Origin of the sequence: Enterococcus mundtii (assembly GCF_013394305.1) — a bacterium.
Classification (GTDB): domain Bacteria; phylum Bacillota; class Bacilli; order Lactobacillales; family Enterococcaceae; genus Enterococcus_B; species Enterococcus_B pernyi.
Map to the genome: position 1 here is coordinate 2,533,666 of NZ_AP019810.1, position 14,735 is coordinate 2,548,400.

The following is a 14,735-nucleotide window of genomic DNA, read 5'->3' on the forward strand; positions in this document are numbered from 1 at the left end:
AAAATGAAAATGGGACTGAAGAATCAATTCTGATTCATCAGTCCCATAAATTATAGAGCCGTTTTTATTACATCAAAGAGTATTTTTAAGCGAATAGCAAATGATTGGTCACTAATCCAATTTACCACGTTCACGGTACCAATGATCTGGTTGCCAGATCCATTCGAACCCGTCTTTTTCTAAAAGCTCGAATGCTGCTTCAGGACCCATAGAACCAGCTTTATAATTCGGGAAATCTGGTTGTACTTGATCCCAAACTTGGCGGATCACGTCAACGATATGCCAAGATTGTGCGACTTCTTCCCAATGAGAGAAGTTGGTGCTATCACCGTTCAACGCATCTAACATAAGCTTTTCATACGCTTCAGGACTATTTTCGACCATTTCAGCACTATTGCGATATTCCAGTTTGATTGGATCGGTGGCGAAGCCTTGACCAACTTTTTTTCCATTTAATGTAAATGAAAAACCTTCTGTTGGTTGAATATAGATAGTCAAAACATTTGGTGGTAACGTTGGATCACTACAAGGTTCGTCGATCGATGTTTTAAATACATTGATAGGTACTTGTTTAAAGACAATATTGATTCGTGTACCTTTTTCAGTAAGACGTTTTCCAGTACGTACATAAAACGGTACGCCAGACCAACGGAAATTATCGATCGTGAATTTTCCAGCAACAAATGTTTCAGTTGTTGATTCTGGATCAACGTTGTCTTCTTCACGATAGCCTTTGAATGTCTGATCATCTAGTTGACCTGCAGCATATTGCCCACGTACAAAATTTTCTAAGACTTCTTTTTTTTCATAAATACGAATCGCTTTTAACGCTTTGATTTTTTCTGATCGGATTTCTTTTTCGGAAAAGGCAACGGGTGGTTCCATCGCAAGTAATGCTAATACTTGAAGGATATGATTTTGGACCATATCTTTTAACGCACCACTGTGGTCATAGTAGCCGCCACGATCTTCAACACCTAAACTCTCACCAAAAGTGATTTGGATGTTGTCAATGTAACGATTGTTCCATTGAGACTCAAAAATATTATTGGCAAAGCGAATCGCAGAGATATTTTGGATCATTTCTTTACCTAAATAATGGTCAATACGGAAAATATCGTCTTCTGGAAAGACTTGTCGAATTTTTTCATTCAATTCAAAGGCTGAATGGAAATCAGAACCAAAAGGTTTTTCGATAATCAATCGATTGAAGCCAGTTTCAGTGATGATTTTCTGAGATTTCAAATGTGAAACGATCGTACCGAAAAATTGTGGAGCCATGGCTAAATAGTACATTCGATTACCATTCAAGTGGTATTTTTCATCTAAACGATCAGATAATTCTTTTAATGTTTGGTAATGAGAAGAATCATTGACATCATGAGATTGGTAATAAAAATGGCTAGCAAATCGTTCGGCTTCTTCGGCAGAAGGATTTAATGTTTCGATTGTTCCTTTAACCACTTCACGATAGTGTTCATCACTCCAAGGACGACGTGCTGTACCGATCACAGCAAAATGTTCGCTCAAGTTGCCCTTTTTGTATAAACGAAAAAGGGAAGGATACAATTTACGTTGTGCTAAATCTCCTGTACCGCCAAATATAGTAAATAATACGTTTTTTTCATTCATTATTTGGGTAATCTCCTTTACAGTTCATCAACAAAAATTGTGCTGGCGGCTTTAAAGCTGACAGGAATTTTTTTAGTTTTATTTTGGATGGTGATTGGTCCTTCATAGGCCGCTACATCAGTGATTTCATAAGTTTCATCAATATTGACATCGATTGTGACTAAATAGTCTAATAATTCCTTTTCATCAAGGACACGAGCAATCCGAATTTTGGTACCGACTGGGTAGGATTCCAGTGTTTGACGACGCTCTTCATGGACAACCTGTTCCTTTTTAGGGATAATGCCTCCATGTGGGCAATGTTTAGGATGATTTAAATAACTTTCTAAATGATCCGCAAGCTGTTCAGAAGTCACATGCTCAAGGACCTCAGCATCGTCATGAACCTCATTCCAGTTGTAATCTAAATGTTCGACTAAAAAAACTTCCCATAATCGATGTTTACGTATCAGGCTACTTGCTTTTATCAGTCCGCTATCAGTCAATTGTACACCTTGGTAAGGAGAGTGTTCGACTAGTTTTTCTTTAACGAGTTTAGAAATCATTTCGCTTACTGAAGCAGGTGACACTGCTAGGCTAGAAACGATTTGTTTATTATTGACTTTTGTTGTGTCACCGCCTAATTCCAGAATGATTTTTAAATAATCTTCTCGGTTTGGTGTCATATGCGATCATCCTTTCATGGTAAGAAACCATCACTTGTAAGTGTAACAAAAAAAACACAAATTGACTATTTTATAAGAAAAAAATAGGACGGAAATGTCGGTTTTTTTATTTTTCGTATTCCATCGTTTGTCCATCTTTCTAAGTAGTTATTTGAGATGTGTAGTGATCAAATAGCCGCTAATTGAAAAGTACTTTGCTCTTATCATAGCATAATTTGTTCGATCGTTGTGACCTAGAGGAAATTGCATGGATGAAACTTGTAAAACGAGACAAAGGGTTTAGAAAACAGCAATTTTCTAAACCCTTTGTCTCGTTTTTATAAAAAAGAAGTACGTTAATGAAGTGATTGGCAGTGTATCATCTACTAAGCTAGGATAATCATGATTTTTTTGATAATAAATAAGCGGAATCATTTGCTTCATCGTACAATAACATGTCGTTGTAAGAAAACGTTAGGTAAAAGCCATACTGATCTCTAACTATCAATTTTTCGGAGGTAACTTCGACTAATAGTGTTCCTAAAGAACGGTCATCAAGCCAAAAAGAATAATCAGAATGGATGGTCAGTTCATGGTGTGTTTGGCTGGTATCCGTAAATGACCAAGTTCCACAGTATTTATTCAAATGATCGACCTGTGCTTCTTTCTTTTTATGATCGAGTACTTTTTTTCCAGCAAGTGTTGCGATACCGGCAAGTAGGATATAGATGATTCTTTTTTTCATTTTTTTCCACTCCTTTGTCTTCATTTATGATAAAAGCATATTTTGCTTATTGTTCCTTTTCTTATAGTTTACTAAAGAAAGTGCATGATTTCTCTAAGACTTTCGACTGGTTTTTCAAGTGTTTTTAGTAAAAATATGGTAGGATACAGTAGTAGGGAGACAGGTGATGACTATTGGACTACCAAGATGTTGAAATTGCTTACTTCATTGAACGACCAAATCGCTTTATTGCTTTTTGTTTGAACAAAAAAGGAGAAGTAGTCAAAACTCATGTTAAGAATACAGGTAGAGGCAAAGAGTTGTTGCTTCCTGGTGCAGAGGTGGCGTTAGTACACATTCCTGGAACAAAACGTAAAACTGCCTATGATCTAATTGCTGTAAAAAAAGAGCAGCAGTGGTTCAATATCGATAGTCAGTTACCAAACCGATTAGCGATTGATGGAATTTTAGATGGGACGATCCACTTACCAAATTTAAATGGTGATATTGAGTTCTACAAACGTGAAGTGACCTTTGGAAAGTCTAAATTCGATATTTATTTAGAAACAAGTTGCGGTCAAAAAGCATTTGTAGAAGTCAAAGGGATGACCCTGGAAAACAAAGCAATAGGTGCTTTTCCCGATGCACCGACCATTCGTGGACTTAAACACGTCAATGAATTGATCCGCGCGCATCAAGAAGGCTATGAGACCTATATTCTTTTTATTGCACAATTTGAACACTTGCATCAAGCAACGATCCATGAACAGATGCAACCAGAATTAGCCACTGCTTTTCGTTTTGCTCAACAAGCAGGTGTTCAAGTAATCGTATATAATTGTCAAGTAACAGAAAAACAAGTGGTATTGAAACAAGCAATCCCATTTGACCTAAATACAGTTTTTGAAGATCCTAATTTATAGAAAGAAGGCGTAAAGATGATCCATTTAGGTATAATCGGCACAAATTGGATTACCCATCAATTTGTTCAAGCAGCATTAGCGACACGTAAGTATGAATTAACAGCTGTTTATTCAAGACATTTAGAAAAAGCGCAACAATTTGGCGCAGAATATGAAGGCGATATCGCATTCGCAACAGATTTAACTGTTTTTTTTGAGTTAGAACACATGGATACGGTCTATATTGCTTCGCCAAATAGTTTGCATTTTCAGCATGCGAAGCAAGCAATTTTGGCAGGGAAAAATGTGATTGTAGAAAAACCGGCATTTAGTACACCAAAAGAAATGGAAGAGATCATTCATTTGGCAAACCAAGAGAAAGTCTTTTTCTTTGAAGCCGCGCGAAATATCCATGAAGCTGGGTTTAAAAAAATTGCAGAATTTTTACCTTTGAAAGATGAGATCATTGGCGCAAATTTCAGCTATATGAAATATTCTTCTCGTTATGATCAAGTATTAGATGGGGAAGAACCGAATATTTTCTCTCCGCGTTTTTCAGGTGGAGCAATGATGGATCTCGGCGTTTACCTTGTCTACGCAGCTGTAGGTTGGTTTGGCAAGCCGCAAGAAGTCCATTATTTCCCTAGAAAAATAGCTACAGGTGTTGATGGATTAGGTTGGGGGATCTTGCGCTATGCTACTTTTGATGTAGCAATCCAACCGGGCAAAATTGGTGATTCATATCTACCTTCCGAGATTTATTTTGATAGTGGAACAGTGATCATGAATGGCGTCAATGCAATTGAGCAAGCAGAGTACCATGATCGTAACCACGAACAAATTGAAAAATTAGAGATCGTAGCTTCTGAAAATCCAATGAGTGAAGAGGCAGAAGATTTTGCGAATGTGATCATGAACCCTAAAGATCCACAATGGGGATTACAGTATGAAGAATGGGTCGAACTTGCACGAAACGTGAATCAAGTCGTTTATGATTTGCGAATCAGTGGTGGGATCGAATTCGATGCAGATAAAGAGGGAACTGAGTAATGACTGATTTTGTAAAACATTTTCCAACTAATTGGCAAAATAAATGGGAAGAAAAAGGGTTCACTGTCCCATCGTTTATCCAACAAGAAGTATTCACTGACTTAAAAGAAGGTAAAAGCTTGATTGCTGTTTCTCCAACCGGTTCAGGTAAGACCTTAGCTTATCTATGGCCTTTACTATTGAATGTGAAAAAAGGAGAGGCAAGTACCCTATTGATCCTTGCTTCTTCGCAAGAATTGGCGATCCAAGTTGCTGAGGTCACCCGTGAATGGGCAAAAGATTTAGCAATCTCTGTCCAATCTGTTGTGGGCGGTGCAAATGTCAAACGCCAAATCGAAGGACTAAAAAAGAAACCGGAAGTATTGGTAGGCACACCAGGTCGTGTATTGGAGTTGATGAAACAAAAAAAAATAAAGGCTCATCAAATCCAAACAATCGTATTTGACGAGGCAGATCAACTTTTTGATGAAGGAAATCGACCATTTATTGATCAAATCATTCATCAAGCGCCAACCGACTACCAATTAGCTTTCTTTTCAGCAACAGCCGATCGTTCCATCCAGCAAATCGAATCATTGACAAAACAATCGCTGAAAGTGGTCGACGTTACTAAAATGGATGATTCAAGGAAAGGACTTAGTCACTATTTTATCCGTGTTCCTGCTCGAAAAACAGAGGACTATCTAAGACGATTAGCCCATGTGGAAGGTTTCCAAGGTCTTGTTTTTTTCAACCAGTTGAGTGAGTTAGGCATGATGGAAGAAAAAATGAGTTATCGAGGAATCCGCGTGGCGAGTTTAGCATCTGACCAAAACAAGCTGTTACGAAAAGCGGCATTGAATCAATTCAAAGAAGGCAAAATCAGCATGTTGTTATCAACGGATGTAGCTGCTCGTGGGCTAGATATCGCGGAACTGCCTTATGTTGTCAATGTCGACGTTCCAATGACAGAAGAAACATATTTGCATCGTGCAGGTAGAACTGGTCGAATGGGGCAAGAAGGACAAGTCATCACCTTTGTGAATGAACATACACTAAGAGACTTAAAAAAAATGGCTCGACAAACAGAAACAGAACTCACTGAATTATTTATTTATGGGGGAGGCTTACAGACAGAAGCCCCTGAAAAAGCCCCAACAAAAATGCTCCCAAAAAAGAAAGAATTAGGAAAAAAAGAAGCAAGTGAAACAGTTACAAAAAAAGTTGCTTCTTCTCCTAAAACAAAACACAAAAACAAGCATAAAAAAGATAAAAATAAAGGAGCAAGGCGCAAATAAGCGCCTTTTTGTGTTATTATATTGAAAATGGAAACAGGTCGTTTGGTTAAAGGAGAGTTATCATGAACGAAAGACAGGAAGAAATCTTGGATTTACTTACGGAAAATCATAAAGGATTGACAGCAACGGATGTTGCGAAGCAATTAGAGATTGATCGTAGTAATGCAAGTCGTTATCTAAGTGATTTATATAAAGCGCATTACATCGTGAAAAGCACTGGCAGACCTGTAGTTTATTCTATGCCTCCCAAAAAAATAGCTTCAGATAAAGTTCATGTGGACGCTTCTACACAAGTCACTTTTGAAACCCTAGTAGGGGAGAATGAATCATTAAAAGTAAGTATCCAACAGGCTAAAGCAGCGATTTTATATCCGCCAAGAGGATTGCATACGATTATTTTTGGGGAGACAGGAACAGGGAAATCGATGTTTGCTGAATGTATGTACCATTTTGCAATCGATTCGGAAATGCTTTCTCCAGATGCCCCATTTATTTCATTTAATTGTGCAGATTATGCGCAAAACCCACAGTTGTTGTTTGGACATATCTTCGGAATAAAAAAAGGTGCTTATACAGGTGCAACACAAGATAGCCAAGGTTTGATGGCTAAAGCAGATGGGGGGATCTTATTTTTAGATGAGATCCATCGCTTACCTCCAGAAGGGCAAGAGATGCTCTTCACGTTTATCGACAAAGGCGTTTATCGCCCATTAGGGGAGAGCGCACAAGTCCATGAGGCGTCTGTTCAGATCATCGGAGCAACGACAGAATCATCTGAAAGTTTTTTGACGACATTTAACCGCAGGATACCGATGGCAATCACTTTGCCAAATCTGGCCTCTCGTTCATTAGATGAGCGGTATGAAATCATTTCCTTGTTTATCAAGCAAGAAGCGAATCGCTTGAATCAGCGGATCGATATTGAAAAAGAAGCGATTTTAGCTTTTATGTTATACGACGCAGAGGGAAATATCGGGCAAGTGAAACGTGACCTGAAATTAGTCTGTGCTAAGTCATTCCTTCATTATCGTATGCACCAAGAAGAAAAATTAGTCATTCGAAAAGAAGAGTTATCCCTGCAAGTCCAAAAAGGATTATTACGAATCAAAGAAGTCCCTGAACGATTAGATCGCTTCATGGATAGTAAGAGTCAATATTTGACATTTGAGCCAGGATTCGCTGATGTGGTTTGGTCTCGGGACCCAGAAAGAAACATGCAAGTGTACAATGATATTGAAGAAAAGGTGATGTCACTTTCTGAAACGGGTGGCGAAAATATTGATCTTGAGGCGTTGATCTCGAAAGATGTCGATGCCTATTTTCAAACGTATGTAAAAGAATTGACGAAAAGTACGATCCCTAAAGATTTACTTCCAGAAGACATCTGGCGTTTGACAAATGAGCTATACGATGTTGCTGAGAAACGACTAGACCGAATCTATAATCAAAAAGCACGCTTTGCCTTTGCCTTACATTTGCAAAGTACATTGGATCGTGTGAAAGATGGACATATGATCGTTCATCCAGACTTGAATAATATACGAAAGAAGTTCAAAAAAGAATTTCAAGTTGCAATCGATTTGTCTACGATCATTGAAGAAGATCAACAATTAGAGATACCATTTGATGAAATTGGCTTTATCAGTATGTTTTTATCGATCAACCTCGGAGAAAGTGAACCAGTCAAAGAAAATAAAGTCGACGTGTTAGTCTTGATGCACGGGCGACAAACCGCTTCAAGTATGTTGGAGATGGCGCAAGCTTTACTCGGAACAACGATCGGTCAAGCGTTCAATATGCCATTAGAGATGGAAGTTCAATCCATGTACGAAGAAGTATTGAAATATGTAAAGAATCGTCAAAGCAATTTAACAAATGGGTTGATTTTACTGACTGATATGGGTTCACTGAATACATTCAGCGATTTGATCTATGAAGAGACGGGGATACGTACAAAAGCAATTACGATGACCAGTACCATGATCGTCATCGAAGCAATCCGGATGGCAAATGTTGGTAGAAGCTTAGAAGATATCTACCAAAGTATCCAAATGTCTTTTGAATCGATTGTCAAAGATCAATTTAAAATCGAAAAGCAGGAAATGAACGAACGGAAAAAAGCAGTGATCGTGACTTGCTTTACTGGAGAAGGGGTGGCAGCAAAACTGTATCAACGAATTGTGCCCGTTATCAATCAGGATAAAGTTGAAGTGATCCAAATGCAGTTTTTGGAACGTGAATCATTTAAACGCCACATTGATGCGTTATTGGAAGAATATGAGATCAAGGCGATTGCCGGAACTGTTGAGGTAGATTATCAAAATATCCCATTCTTCTCTGCCTATGACGTATTCGATGATGAAAAACTCAATACATTGAAACGCATCGCAGATGACGAAGTTCCGACAGCGAAAATTGTTGATTCATTAAAAGACTCATTGAATGCGATATCATCTGTTGAACGTTTGATTCAAGCTTTGCAAAAAGCGGTCCAACAAATCCAAGCAGACTTATCGATCATCGTTGAACCAGGTGTGGATACGGGTATCGTGATCCATGTTGCTTTTTTGATTGATGGTCTAATCAAACATGAAAAATTGCGTACATTTGATGATTTCCCCATTTTTGCAAAAATGTATCGCTTAGAAATGGATATTGTTCGAACGAATTTGATCGGGATCGAACGTAAATATGGTGTGAAAATCCCAGAACATGAAATTGCTTTTATCACACAAATGTTTATAGAAAATAAAATAAAAAAATGATTGAAATTACACAGTGCACACACTAACAATTAGTGTGTGCACTGTGTTTGCTTGATTAGTGTTGTGAAAACGCTATTTTACCTATTTAGTGTTTGGCATGCTTCTTGCATTATAGTTATAGTGTAAAACCAAATTTAAAGGAGTGGAAAAAATGGAGAAAAAAACAATCATGTTAGTATGTTCTGCAGGAATGAGTACAAGTTTATTAGTAACAAAAATGCAAAAAGCAGCAGAAGAAAAAGGAATGGAAGCAGATATCTTTGCGGTTTCAGCTTCAGATGCTGACAATAACCTTGAATCAAAAAATGTAGATGTTCTATTATTAGGTCCACAAGTTCGCTTTATGAAAGCACAATTTGAACAAAAATTAGCGCCAAAAGGAATTCCATTGGATGTTATCAATATGCAAGATTATGGCATGATGAACGGTGCAAAAGTACTTGAACAAGCTGAAAAATTAATGAAATAATCAATCGTGAAGCTGGAGGTAGAATAGTGGAAGATCAACAAAATCTAGAAGCCATCATGGGATTGATCATGTATGGTGGAAATGCAAAAAGCGATGCAATGGAAGCGATTTCCGCGGCGAAAAAAGGAGATTTTGATTTAGCGGAGCAAAAAATCCGCGATGCTGAAGCCTCTCTGGTAGAAGCGCATCATTCACAAACTCAAATGCTCACGCAAGAAGCACAAGGAAATCATATGCAAGTAACGCTGTTGACTGTGCATAGTCAAGATCACTTGATGACATCGATCGCATTTACAGACCTTGCAAAAGAAATCATTGATTTATATCGTAGAACTTACGTTGAATAACCATAACACTTCTTTTTTGAACGGAAGAAGAAAAAAATTTTTGAACGGATTTTTTTTATTTGGTATAAGGAGTTATTCTTTATATAAAAACTTATAGGAGGAAGTAATAATGAATGGATTAACAAGTTGGATGGAAAAATACATCCTTCCAGTTGCCGGAAGAATCGGCGCGCAAAAGCACTTAGTGGCATTGCGTGACGCTTTTATCGGTACGATGCCTGCAACAATGGCTGGATCAGTAGCTGTAATGATCAACGCAATTATTCGTGATTTACCACAGCAATTTATTAGTACGTATGCTGACAGCTTAGCAGCAGACAAAGGTTTTTTTGCTGTATTGAATGTGATCATCGGCATCAATGGGTTCGTTTGGAATGGTACCTTAGCGATCGCCGGACTGATCTTTGCCTTTTCATGGGGATATAATTTAGCCCGTGCATATGGCGTGAATGATTTAGCAGGAGGGATCGTTGGTTTAGCAACACTGATCCAAGGAATCGCTTTTGGCCCGTCATTATCAGCTGCATTGAATGTCAATGTTCCACAAAATGTGGCAGATGCGATTAATGGCTCGGAAATTGGGGCAACGATTGCTGATGGCACTCTATCAGTTGGTTTGTGGGGATGGTTGAAATTAGATCATTTAAACGGTAACGCCTACTTTACAGTAATGATCATGGGTGCAATCTCTGTTATCATTTTCTGTAAATTGATGCTTGCTAATATCACGATCAAAATGCCTGACTCAGTACCACCCGCAGTTTCTAAAGCATTTGCAGCAATCCTACCAGCAACGATTTCATTATATGTCATCGCTATCATTAATTATGTTGTTGGACGTGTGGCAGATGGTCAACTGATCATTGATTTAGTACAAAAATATATTGCAGAACCTTTCTTAGGCTTATCACAAGGTATTGGTGCTGTATTAATCGTTACGATCTTCGTTCAGATTTTCTGGTTCTTTGGTATCCATGGTCCGAACGTATTAGCACCAGTATTAGAAGGTATTTGGGGTCAAGCACAATTGATCAACATCGATATCTTCCAAAAAGGTTACAATGGCAAAACAGGAACACCTGCAGTATTAGATGCGATTGAAGATGGTAAAGCTTACATGTGGGTACGTGGCTCATTTGATGCGTTTGCATGGTTTGGTGGATCAGGTGGAACAATCGTTCTATTGATCGCTATCTTACTATTATCAAAACGTGCAGACTACTTGACTGTAGCAAAACTTTCGATTGGACCTGGTATCTTCAATATCAATGAACCAGTGATGTTTGGTTTACCAATCGTCTTGAATGCGATCATGTTTATCCCATTCTTGGTTGCGCCGGTTGTTGCAACAACAATTGGTTGGGTAGCTACTTATCTAGGATTAGTCGCACCGGTATCCCAACAAGTGACTTGGGTCGTCCCACCGTTCTTGCTATCGTTCCTTGCAACAGGGGCAGACTGGCGGGCGCCGATTGTCACATTAGTATGTATGGTTGTGACCTTCCTGATCTGGGCACCATTTGTGATGTCAGCAAATAAAATGGATCCAGCAGCAGGAGAACCTAAATAATCAGTTGAAGTAGGGGCTATGGGCGATGACGATCCGTCAAATCCCTAGCCCTCGCTTCATTCGAGTGAAACTAAAAGTAATCAATAAAAAAAGAAAAGAGGAGAACAAATGATTTCAATCGCTAGTGCTATGCAACAAGATGCAATCAAAGAATTATTAGAAGGATACAACGAAGAAGGCATGACCTTTACATTCAAAGAAAAACAAGGAATCAAATTATTCTTTGAAACAAGTGCAGAAGATAAAGAAGCAGCTGCCAAAACAGCAAAAGAATTGATCAAAGCTCAACCATGGGGCACGGTATTATATTTCCAAGCAGCAGCAGTCTAAGAAACAAGATAAGGGTGGTTCAAATGATAAAAAATGGATTGTTTTTGTGTAGTATTGGTTCACTGATCATACTATATAGTTTAAATCCGGGAACACAACAATATGACATTTATAGTATGGTCACTGGGTTGTTTTTTGCAGGACTAGGGATTTACTTCTTTTTAAAAGGTAAGAAAAAAGAAGAAGCAAAGGAGAAAAAGAACTAATGGAAATAATTAAAACACTAAACATTCCGGCATCGTTTTTCTATGATAAAGTGATGGATTCTGTTCTTTTTGATGTCCGCAAAGCCACTGGGAAATCAGTGACACGCAAACAATTAAAGAATCTTGAATACGTCAAACAATTCTCTCAAAATAATCGTGCACGCATTATCATTGAGGAAGTCATTGATAACCAATCTTATAAATTTCGTACCTCAACGACTAAAAATGATTTTGTCGTTCATTATCAAATCAAACCAATTGATGAAAAATCGTGTGAAGTCCACTATACAGAACAAATGGAATCACACGGTATGTTGCAGAAAATGAATGATATGATCTTAGGAACGATGTTGATGTATTTTAAAAAGAGACGTTTTAAAAAGATGCTAGGGATGATTGAAGAATCCTATTAAAAGAGGATGGTAAATCAAATCGTCCATCCAAGAGGATAACTAATGATCAAAATAAGAATAAGTTGTGGAAACAACGTTTGGATCAAAAAAATGAAGCGCTAAAAACCAAAATCGTTTGTTCTATTTTGGCTTTTTAGCGCTATTTTTTGTAAATCATTTTTTGAGAGATACTACTTTGTGAAAGTAATGAAGGTCCGCTTGCTATTATAAAGAAAATAATAGTACAATTGGTATAGATATTTAAAGGGAGAAGGGAAAGTATGACGAATGTTATAAAAGAATTAGGGAACCAAGCGCTAGAAGAAATGTACGCTTTAGCAACCTATGCTTTTAATTCACAAGATACAGACGAACGACGTGAACGATTTAAAATGATTGTTGAGAATTCATGGAACTACGGCTTTTTAGATCCAGAGGGCCATTTGACAAGTCAAGTAATGGCCACACCTTTTTCAGTGGATTTCTATGGAAAAAATTACTTGATGGCTGGGATTGGATACGTTGCTTCCTATCCTGAAGCGCGAGGACAGGGCGGTATCAATCGGATCATGGAAAAAATCCTTGAAGACTGTCGAGAAAGAAATGTCACGCTGTCTTATCTAGCACCATTTTCTTATCCTTTTTATCGTCGCTATGGCTACGAACAATTATTTGATCGAATCAGCTATGAGTTGGCGAGCCGTGATATGCCAGCTGTAAAGAAAACAACTGGTTATATGAAACGGACAAGTTTTGAAGAATCAGTGGATGCCATACGATCCATTTATACAAATATGCCGGAGAGTACGCGAGGCGGTTTGGTCCGAGAAGAATGGTGGTATTCCTACAAGTTTAAACAACGAAAAGAGAATCAATATGCACTGTATTACGACCGTGAGGGGAATGCTACAGGATATGTCGTTTATAAATTAGCCGCCCCTACATTTATCATCGTCGAAATGGGTTATCTGAATCATGAAGCATTGAAAGGATTGATGCGTTTCATTGGTTCGCATAGTGGCGCATTTGATTCGTTTGAGTATACATGTGGTTTTTCTGGCTACAGTAAAAATTATTTATTGGATAATCCATTTGCTAAAACCACGATCACGCCTTATATGATGGGAAGAATCGTAGATGTTGAGAAATTTATGCAGACTTATCCATTCCGACATGCAATCAACTTTTCTATCCATGTGACAGAAGATCCGTATGCAAAATGGAACGAAGGATTTTTTGATATTTCTTATGTCAATGGAGTACTTGAAGTAAAGAAAGTCCAACAGACAGAATTACCTGTGGTCAGTGGAACGATTCAAAGCTTGACACAATTATTGTTAGGATATCAAACAGTTGAAGAGCTTGATTTCCATGAAAAAATCAAAGTAGAAGGCGCATTGGTGGCTGAACTTAGTCAATCACTGCCTAATCAACAACCAATTCTCAATGATTATTTCTGAGTGAAGACAATCAGATGATAGGAGGAACATAGAAATGGAAGCAATGACGAATTGTCAAAGTTGTGGAATGTCACTTGATTCAGTTGAGATTTTAGGGACAAACAAAAACAATAGCAAGAGTGAAGAATATTGCATTTACTGCTACAAAGATGGCGCATTTTTAACTGATTGTACAATGGATGAAATGATTGAAGAGAGTGTCCAGCACATGAATGAATCAGGCATGCTGAAAGAACAAGGCAAGACAAAGGAAGAAGCACGTGAATTCATGCATCAATTTTTCCCAGATTTAAAAAGGTGGAAACATCAATAAAGTTTATTCCAATAGCAAAAAATGGATGCTACCTCATTATCGAATAAAATGACTTCACATAATGTATTTGGTAATAAGTAAAAAATGGAATTTTATTTTTGTCGCTATTTTTTAAAGAGCAGAAATATAATAGGGGATTGTGACTTGAGGGATCTCATGATTATTAAAACTGAATAAACAGTGTCCATAAGAAATAAGCCCGTCCCCCAAAATACAAGAACAAATTTCTGGGGAGCGGGCTTATTTCTCGGAGCTGAACATCACTATCACAAACTCATGATAAGTTTAAGACGTTCCTGACTGGAATCGAACCAGCGACCTATCGCTTAGGAGGCGATCGCTCTATCCTACTGAGCTACAGGAACAAGCATCAATACTATTATTTTAGCGCTTTGAAGGCATACATGCAAGCTGATTTTTAGAGCAAAACGTTTCCAATAAAGGAATCCTGAGTGGTAGAATGAGGGTGATAAAGGGGGTTTTGATTATGTCTGATAAGCCAAAAGAAGAAGTAATTGCAGAACGTTTAGATGAAGCAAAAAGAGAACGTGAAGAAATTACGAAAGAGGCAATCCAAAAACACGAAGAAGAAAAACCTGTAGAAAAAGAAAGTCGCAAATTTACGTTTACTAAAAAAGAAGATTTATTATAAAC

The 14,735-nt window shown here is 37.8% G+C and carries 16 protein-coding genes and 1 tRNA gene; 13 read left to right on the plus strand and 4 right to left on the minus strand.

Annotation, left to right across the window (positions count from 1 at the left end; translation table 11 throughout):
• Positions 1–111: 111 nt before the first annotated feature.
• From zwf to HZ311_RS12215, 3 genes are all read right to left on the minus strand, one after another.
• The gene (zwf, locus tag HZ311_RS12205) at positions 112–1,635 is read right to left on the minus strand and encodes a glucose-6-phosphate dehydrogenase (RefSeq protein WP_175401358.1); all 1,524 of its coding nucleotides are present in this window, start codon (positions 1,633–1,635) and stop codon (positions 112–114) included.
• A 14-nt stretch (positions 1,636–1,649) separates the two neighbouring features.
• Positions 1,650–2,297, minus strand: coding sequence for a transcriptional regulator EfaR (gene efaR, locus HZ311_RS12210; RefSeq protein ID WP_178946727.1), 648 nt, complete (start codon positions 2,295–2,297; stop codon positions 1,650–1,652).
• A gap of 379 nt (positions 2,298–2,676) precedes the next feature.
• The gene (locus HZ311_RS12215) at positions 2,677–3,021 is read right to left on the minus strand and encodes a DUF4828 domain-containing protein (protein WP_010735968.1); all 345 of its coding nucleotides are present in this window, start codon (positions 3,019–3,021) and stop codon (positions 2,677–2,679) included.
• Positions 3,022–3,194: 173 nt separating this feature from the next.
• Between HZ311_RS12215 and sfsA the strand changes: the two genes are divergently transcribed.
• The 12 genes from sfsA (at position 3,195) to HZ311_RS12275 (ending at position 14,081) form a co-directional block, all read left to right on the plus strand.
• Positions 3,195–3,923, plus strand: coding sequence for a DNA/RNA nuclease SfsA (sfsA, locus tag HZ311_RS12220; protein WP_019722912.1), 729 nt, complete (start codon positions 3,195–3,197; stop codon positions 3,921–3,923).
• Between the two features lie 15 nt (positions 3,924–3,938).
• Complete coding sequence (locus tag HZ311_RS12225) at positions 3,939–4,952, plus strand: Gfo/Idh/MocA family protein (protein ID WP_010735966.1); 1,014 nt, start codon at positions 3,939–3,941, stop codon at positions 4,950–4,952.
• Positions 4,952–6,229 carry a DEAD/DEAH box helicase gene (locus tag HZ311_RS12230; RefSeq protein WP_010735965.1) on the plus strand — a complete coding sequence of 426 codons (1,278 nt, stop codon included), beginning with the start codon at positions 4,952–4,954 and terminating at the stop codon, positions 6,227–6,229. The genes HZ311_RS12225 and HZ311_RS12230 overlap by 1 nt, the downstream gene beginning before the upstream one ends.
• 62 nt (positions 6,230–6,291) lie before the next feature.
• On the plus strand, positions 6,292–8,994 hold the full coding sequence (locus HZ311_RS12235; RefSeq protein WP_178946728.1) for a sigma 54-interacting transcriptional regulator: 2,703 nt from the start codon (positions 6,292–6,294) through the stop codon (positions 8,992–8,994).
• A gap of 151 nt (positions 8,995–9,145) precedes the next feature.
• Entirely contained in the window at positions 9,146–9,463 is a 318-nt protein-coding gene (locus HZ311_RS12240) for a PTS sugar transporter subunit IIB (RefSeq protein WP_010735963.1), read from the plus strand.
• Positions 9,464–9,489: 26 nt separating this feature from the next.
• On the plus strand, positions 9,490–9,810 hold the full coding sequence (locus HZ311_RS12245) for a PTS lactose/cellobiose transporter subunit IIA (RefSeq protein WP_010735962.1): 321 nt from the start codon (positions 9,490–9,492) through the stop codon (positions 9,808–9,810).
• 109 nt (positions 9,811–9,919) lie between these two features.
• Positions 9,920–11,380, plus strand: coding sequence for a PTS sugar transporter subunit IIC (locus tag HZ311_RS12250; RefSeq protein ID WP_010735961.1), 1,461 nt, complete (start codon positions 9,920–9,922; stop codon positions 11,378–11,380).
• 108 nt (positions 11,381–11,488) lie between these two features.
• The gene (locus tag HZ311_RS12255) at positions 11,489–11,710 is read left to right on the plus strand and encodes a hypothetical protein (RefSeq protein ID WP_010735960.1); all 222 of its coding nucleotides are present in this window, start codon (positions 11,489–11,491) and stop codon (positions 11,708–11,710) included.
• A 23-nt stretch (positions 11,711–11,733) separates the two neighbouring features.
• Positions 11,734–11,916 (plus strand): DUF3188 domain-containing protein, encoded by a 183-nt coding sequence (locus HZ311_RS12260; RefSeq protein ID WP_010735959.1) that lies wholly within the window; start codon positions 11,734–11,736, stop codon positions 11,914–11,916.
• Positions 11,916–12,329: a DUF3284 domain-containing protein gene (locus HZ311_RS12265; protein WP_010735958.1), complete on the plus strand. Its 414-nt coding sequence runs from the start codon at positions 11,916–11,918 to the stop codon at positions 12,327–12,329. The genes HZ311_RS12260 and HZ311_RS12265 overlap by 1 nt, the downstream gene beginning before the upstream one ends.
• Positions 12,330–12,589: 260 nt before the next feature.
• On the plus strand, positions 12,590–13,768 hold the full coding sequence (locus HZ311_RS12270) for a GNAT family N-acetyltransferase (RefSeq protein WP_023519360.1): 1,179 nt from the start codon (positions 12,590–12,592) through the stop codon (positions 13,766–13,768).
• 34 nt (positions 13,769–13,802) lie between these two features.
• Entirely contained in the window at positions 13,803–14,081 is a 279-nt protein-coding gene (locus tag HZ311_RS12275; protein ID WP_023519361.1) for a zinc ribbon domain-containing protein, read from the plus strand.
• Positions 14,082–14,372: 291 nt separating this feature from the next.
• Here HZ311_RS12275 and HZ311_RS12280 read toward each other — a convergent pair.
• A tRNA-Arg gene (locus tag HZ311_RS12280) sits at positions 14,373–14,446 on the minus strand.
• Between the two features lie 122 nt (positions 14,447–14,568).
• Between HZ311_RS12280 and HZ311_RS12285 the strand changes: the two genes are divergently transcribed.
• A complete protein-coding gene (locus HZ311_RS12285) occupies positions 14,569–14,733 on the plus strand; it encodes a hypothetical protein (protein ID WP_010735955.1) in 165 nt (54 codons plus the stop codon).
• Positions 14,734–14,735 lie beyond the last annotated feature (2 nt).

Bases quoted from the DNA above. Each gene is read 5' to 3' on its own strand.
- efaR (WP_178946727.1), bottom strand. From the start codon at position 2,297: ATGACACCAAACCGAGAAGATTATTTAAAAATCATTCTGGAATTAGGC.
- HZ311_RS12215 (WP_010735968.1), bottom strand. From the start codon at position 3,021: ATGAAAAAAAGAATCATCTATATCCTACTTGCCGGTATCGCAACACTT.
- HZ311_RS12225 (WP_010735966.1), top strand. From the start codon at position 3,939: ATGATCCATTTAGGTATAATCGGCACAAATTGGATTACCCATCAATTT.
- HZ311_RS12230 (WP_010735965.1), top strand. From the start codon at position 4,952: ATGACTGATTTTGTAAAACATTTTCCAACTAATTGGCAAAATAAATGG.
- HZ311_RS12235 (WP_178946728.1), top strand. From the start codon at position 6,292: ATGAACGAAAGACAGGAAGAAATCTTGGATTTACTTACGGAAAATCAT.
- HZ311_RS12240 (WP_010735963.1), top strand. From the start codon at position 9,146: ATGGAGAAAAAAACAATCATGTTAGTATGTTCTGCAGGAATGAGTACA.
- HZ311_RS12250 (WP_010735961.1), top strand. From the start codon at position 9,920: ATGAATGGATTAACAAGTTGGATGGAAAAATACATCCTTCCAGTTGCC.
- HZ311_RS12255 (WP_010735960.1), top strand. From the start codon at position 11,489: ATGATTTCAATCGCTAGTGCTATGCAACAAGATGCAATCAAAGAATTA.
- HZ311_RS12260 (WP_010735959.1), top strand. From the start codon at position 11,734: ATGATAAAAAATGGATTGTTTTTGTGTAGTATTGGTTCACTGATCATA.
- HZ311_RS12265 (WP_010735958.1), top strand. From the start codon at position 11,916: ATGGAAATAATTAAAACACTAAACATTCCGGCATCGTTTTTCTATGAT.
- HZ311_RS12270 (WP_023519360.1), top strand. From the start codon at position 12,590: ATGACGAATGTTATAAAAGAATTAGGGAACCAAGCGCTAGAAGAAATG.
- HZ311_RS12275 (WP_023519361.1), top strand. From the start codon at position 13,803: ATGGAAGCAATGACGAATTGTCAAAGTTGTGGAATGTCACTTGATTCA.
- HZ311_RS12285 (WP_010735955.1), top strand. From the start codon at position 14,569: ATGTCTGATAAGCCAAAAGAAGAAGTAATTGCAGAACGTTTAGATGAA.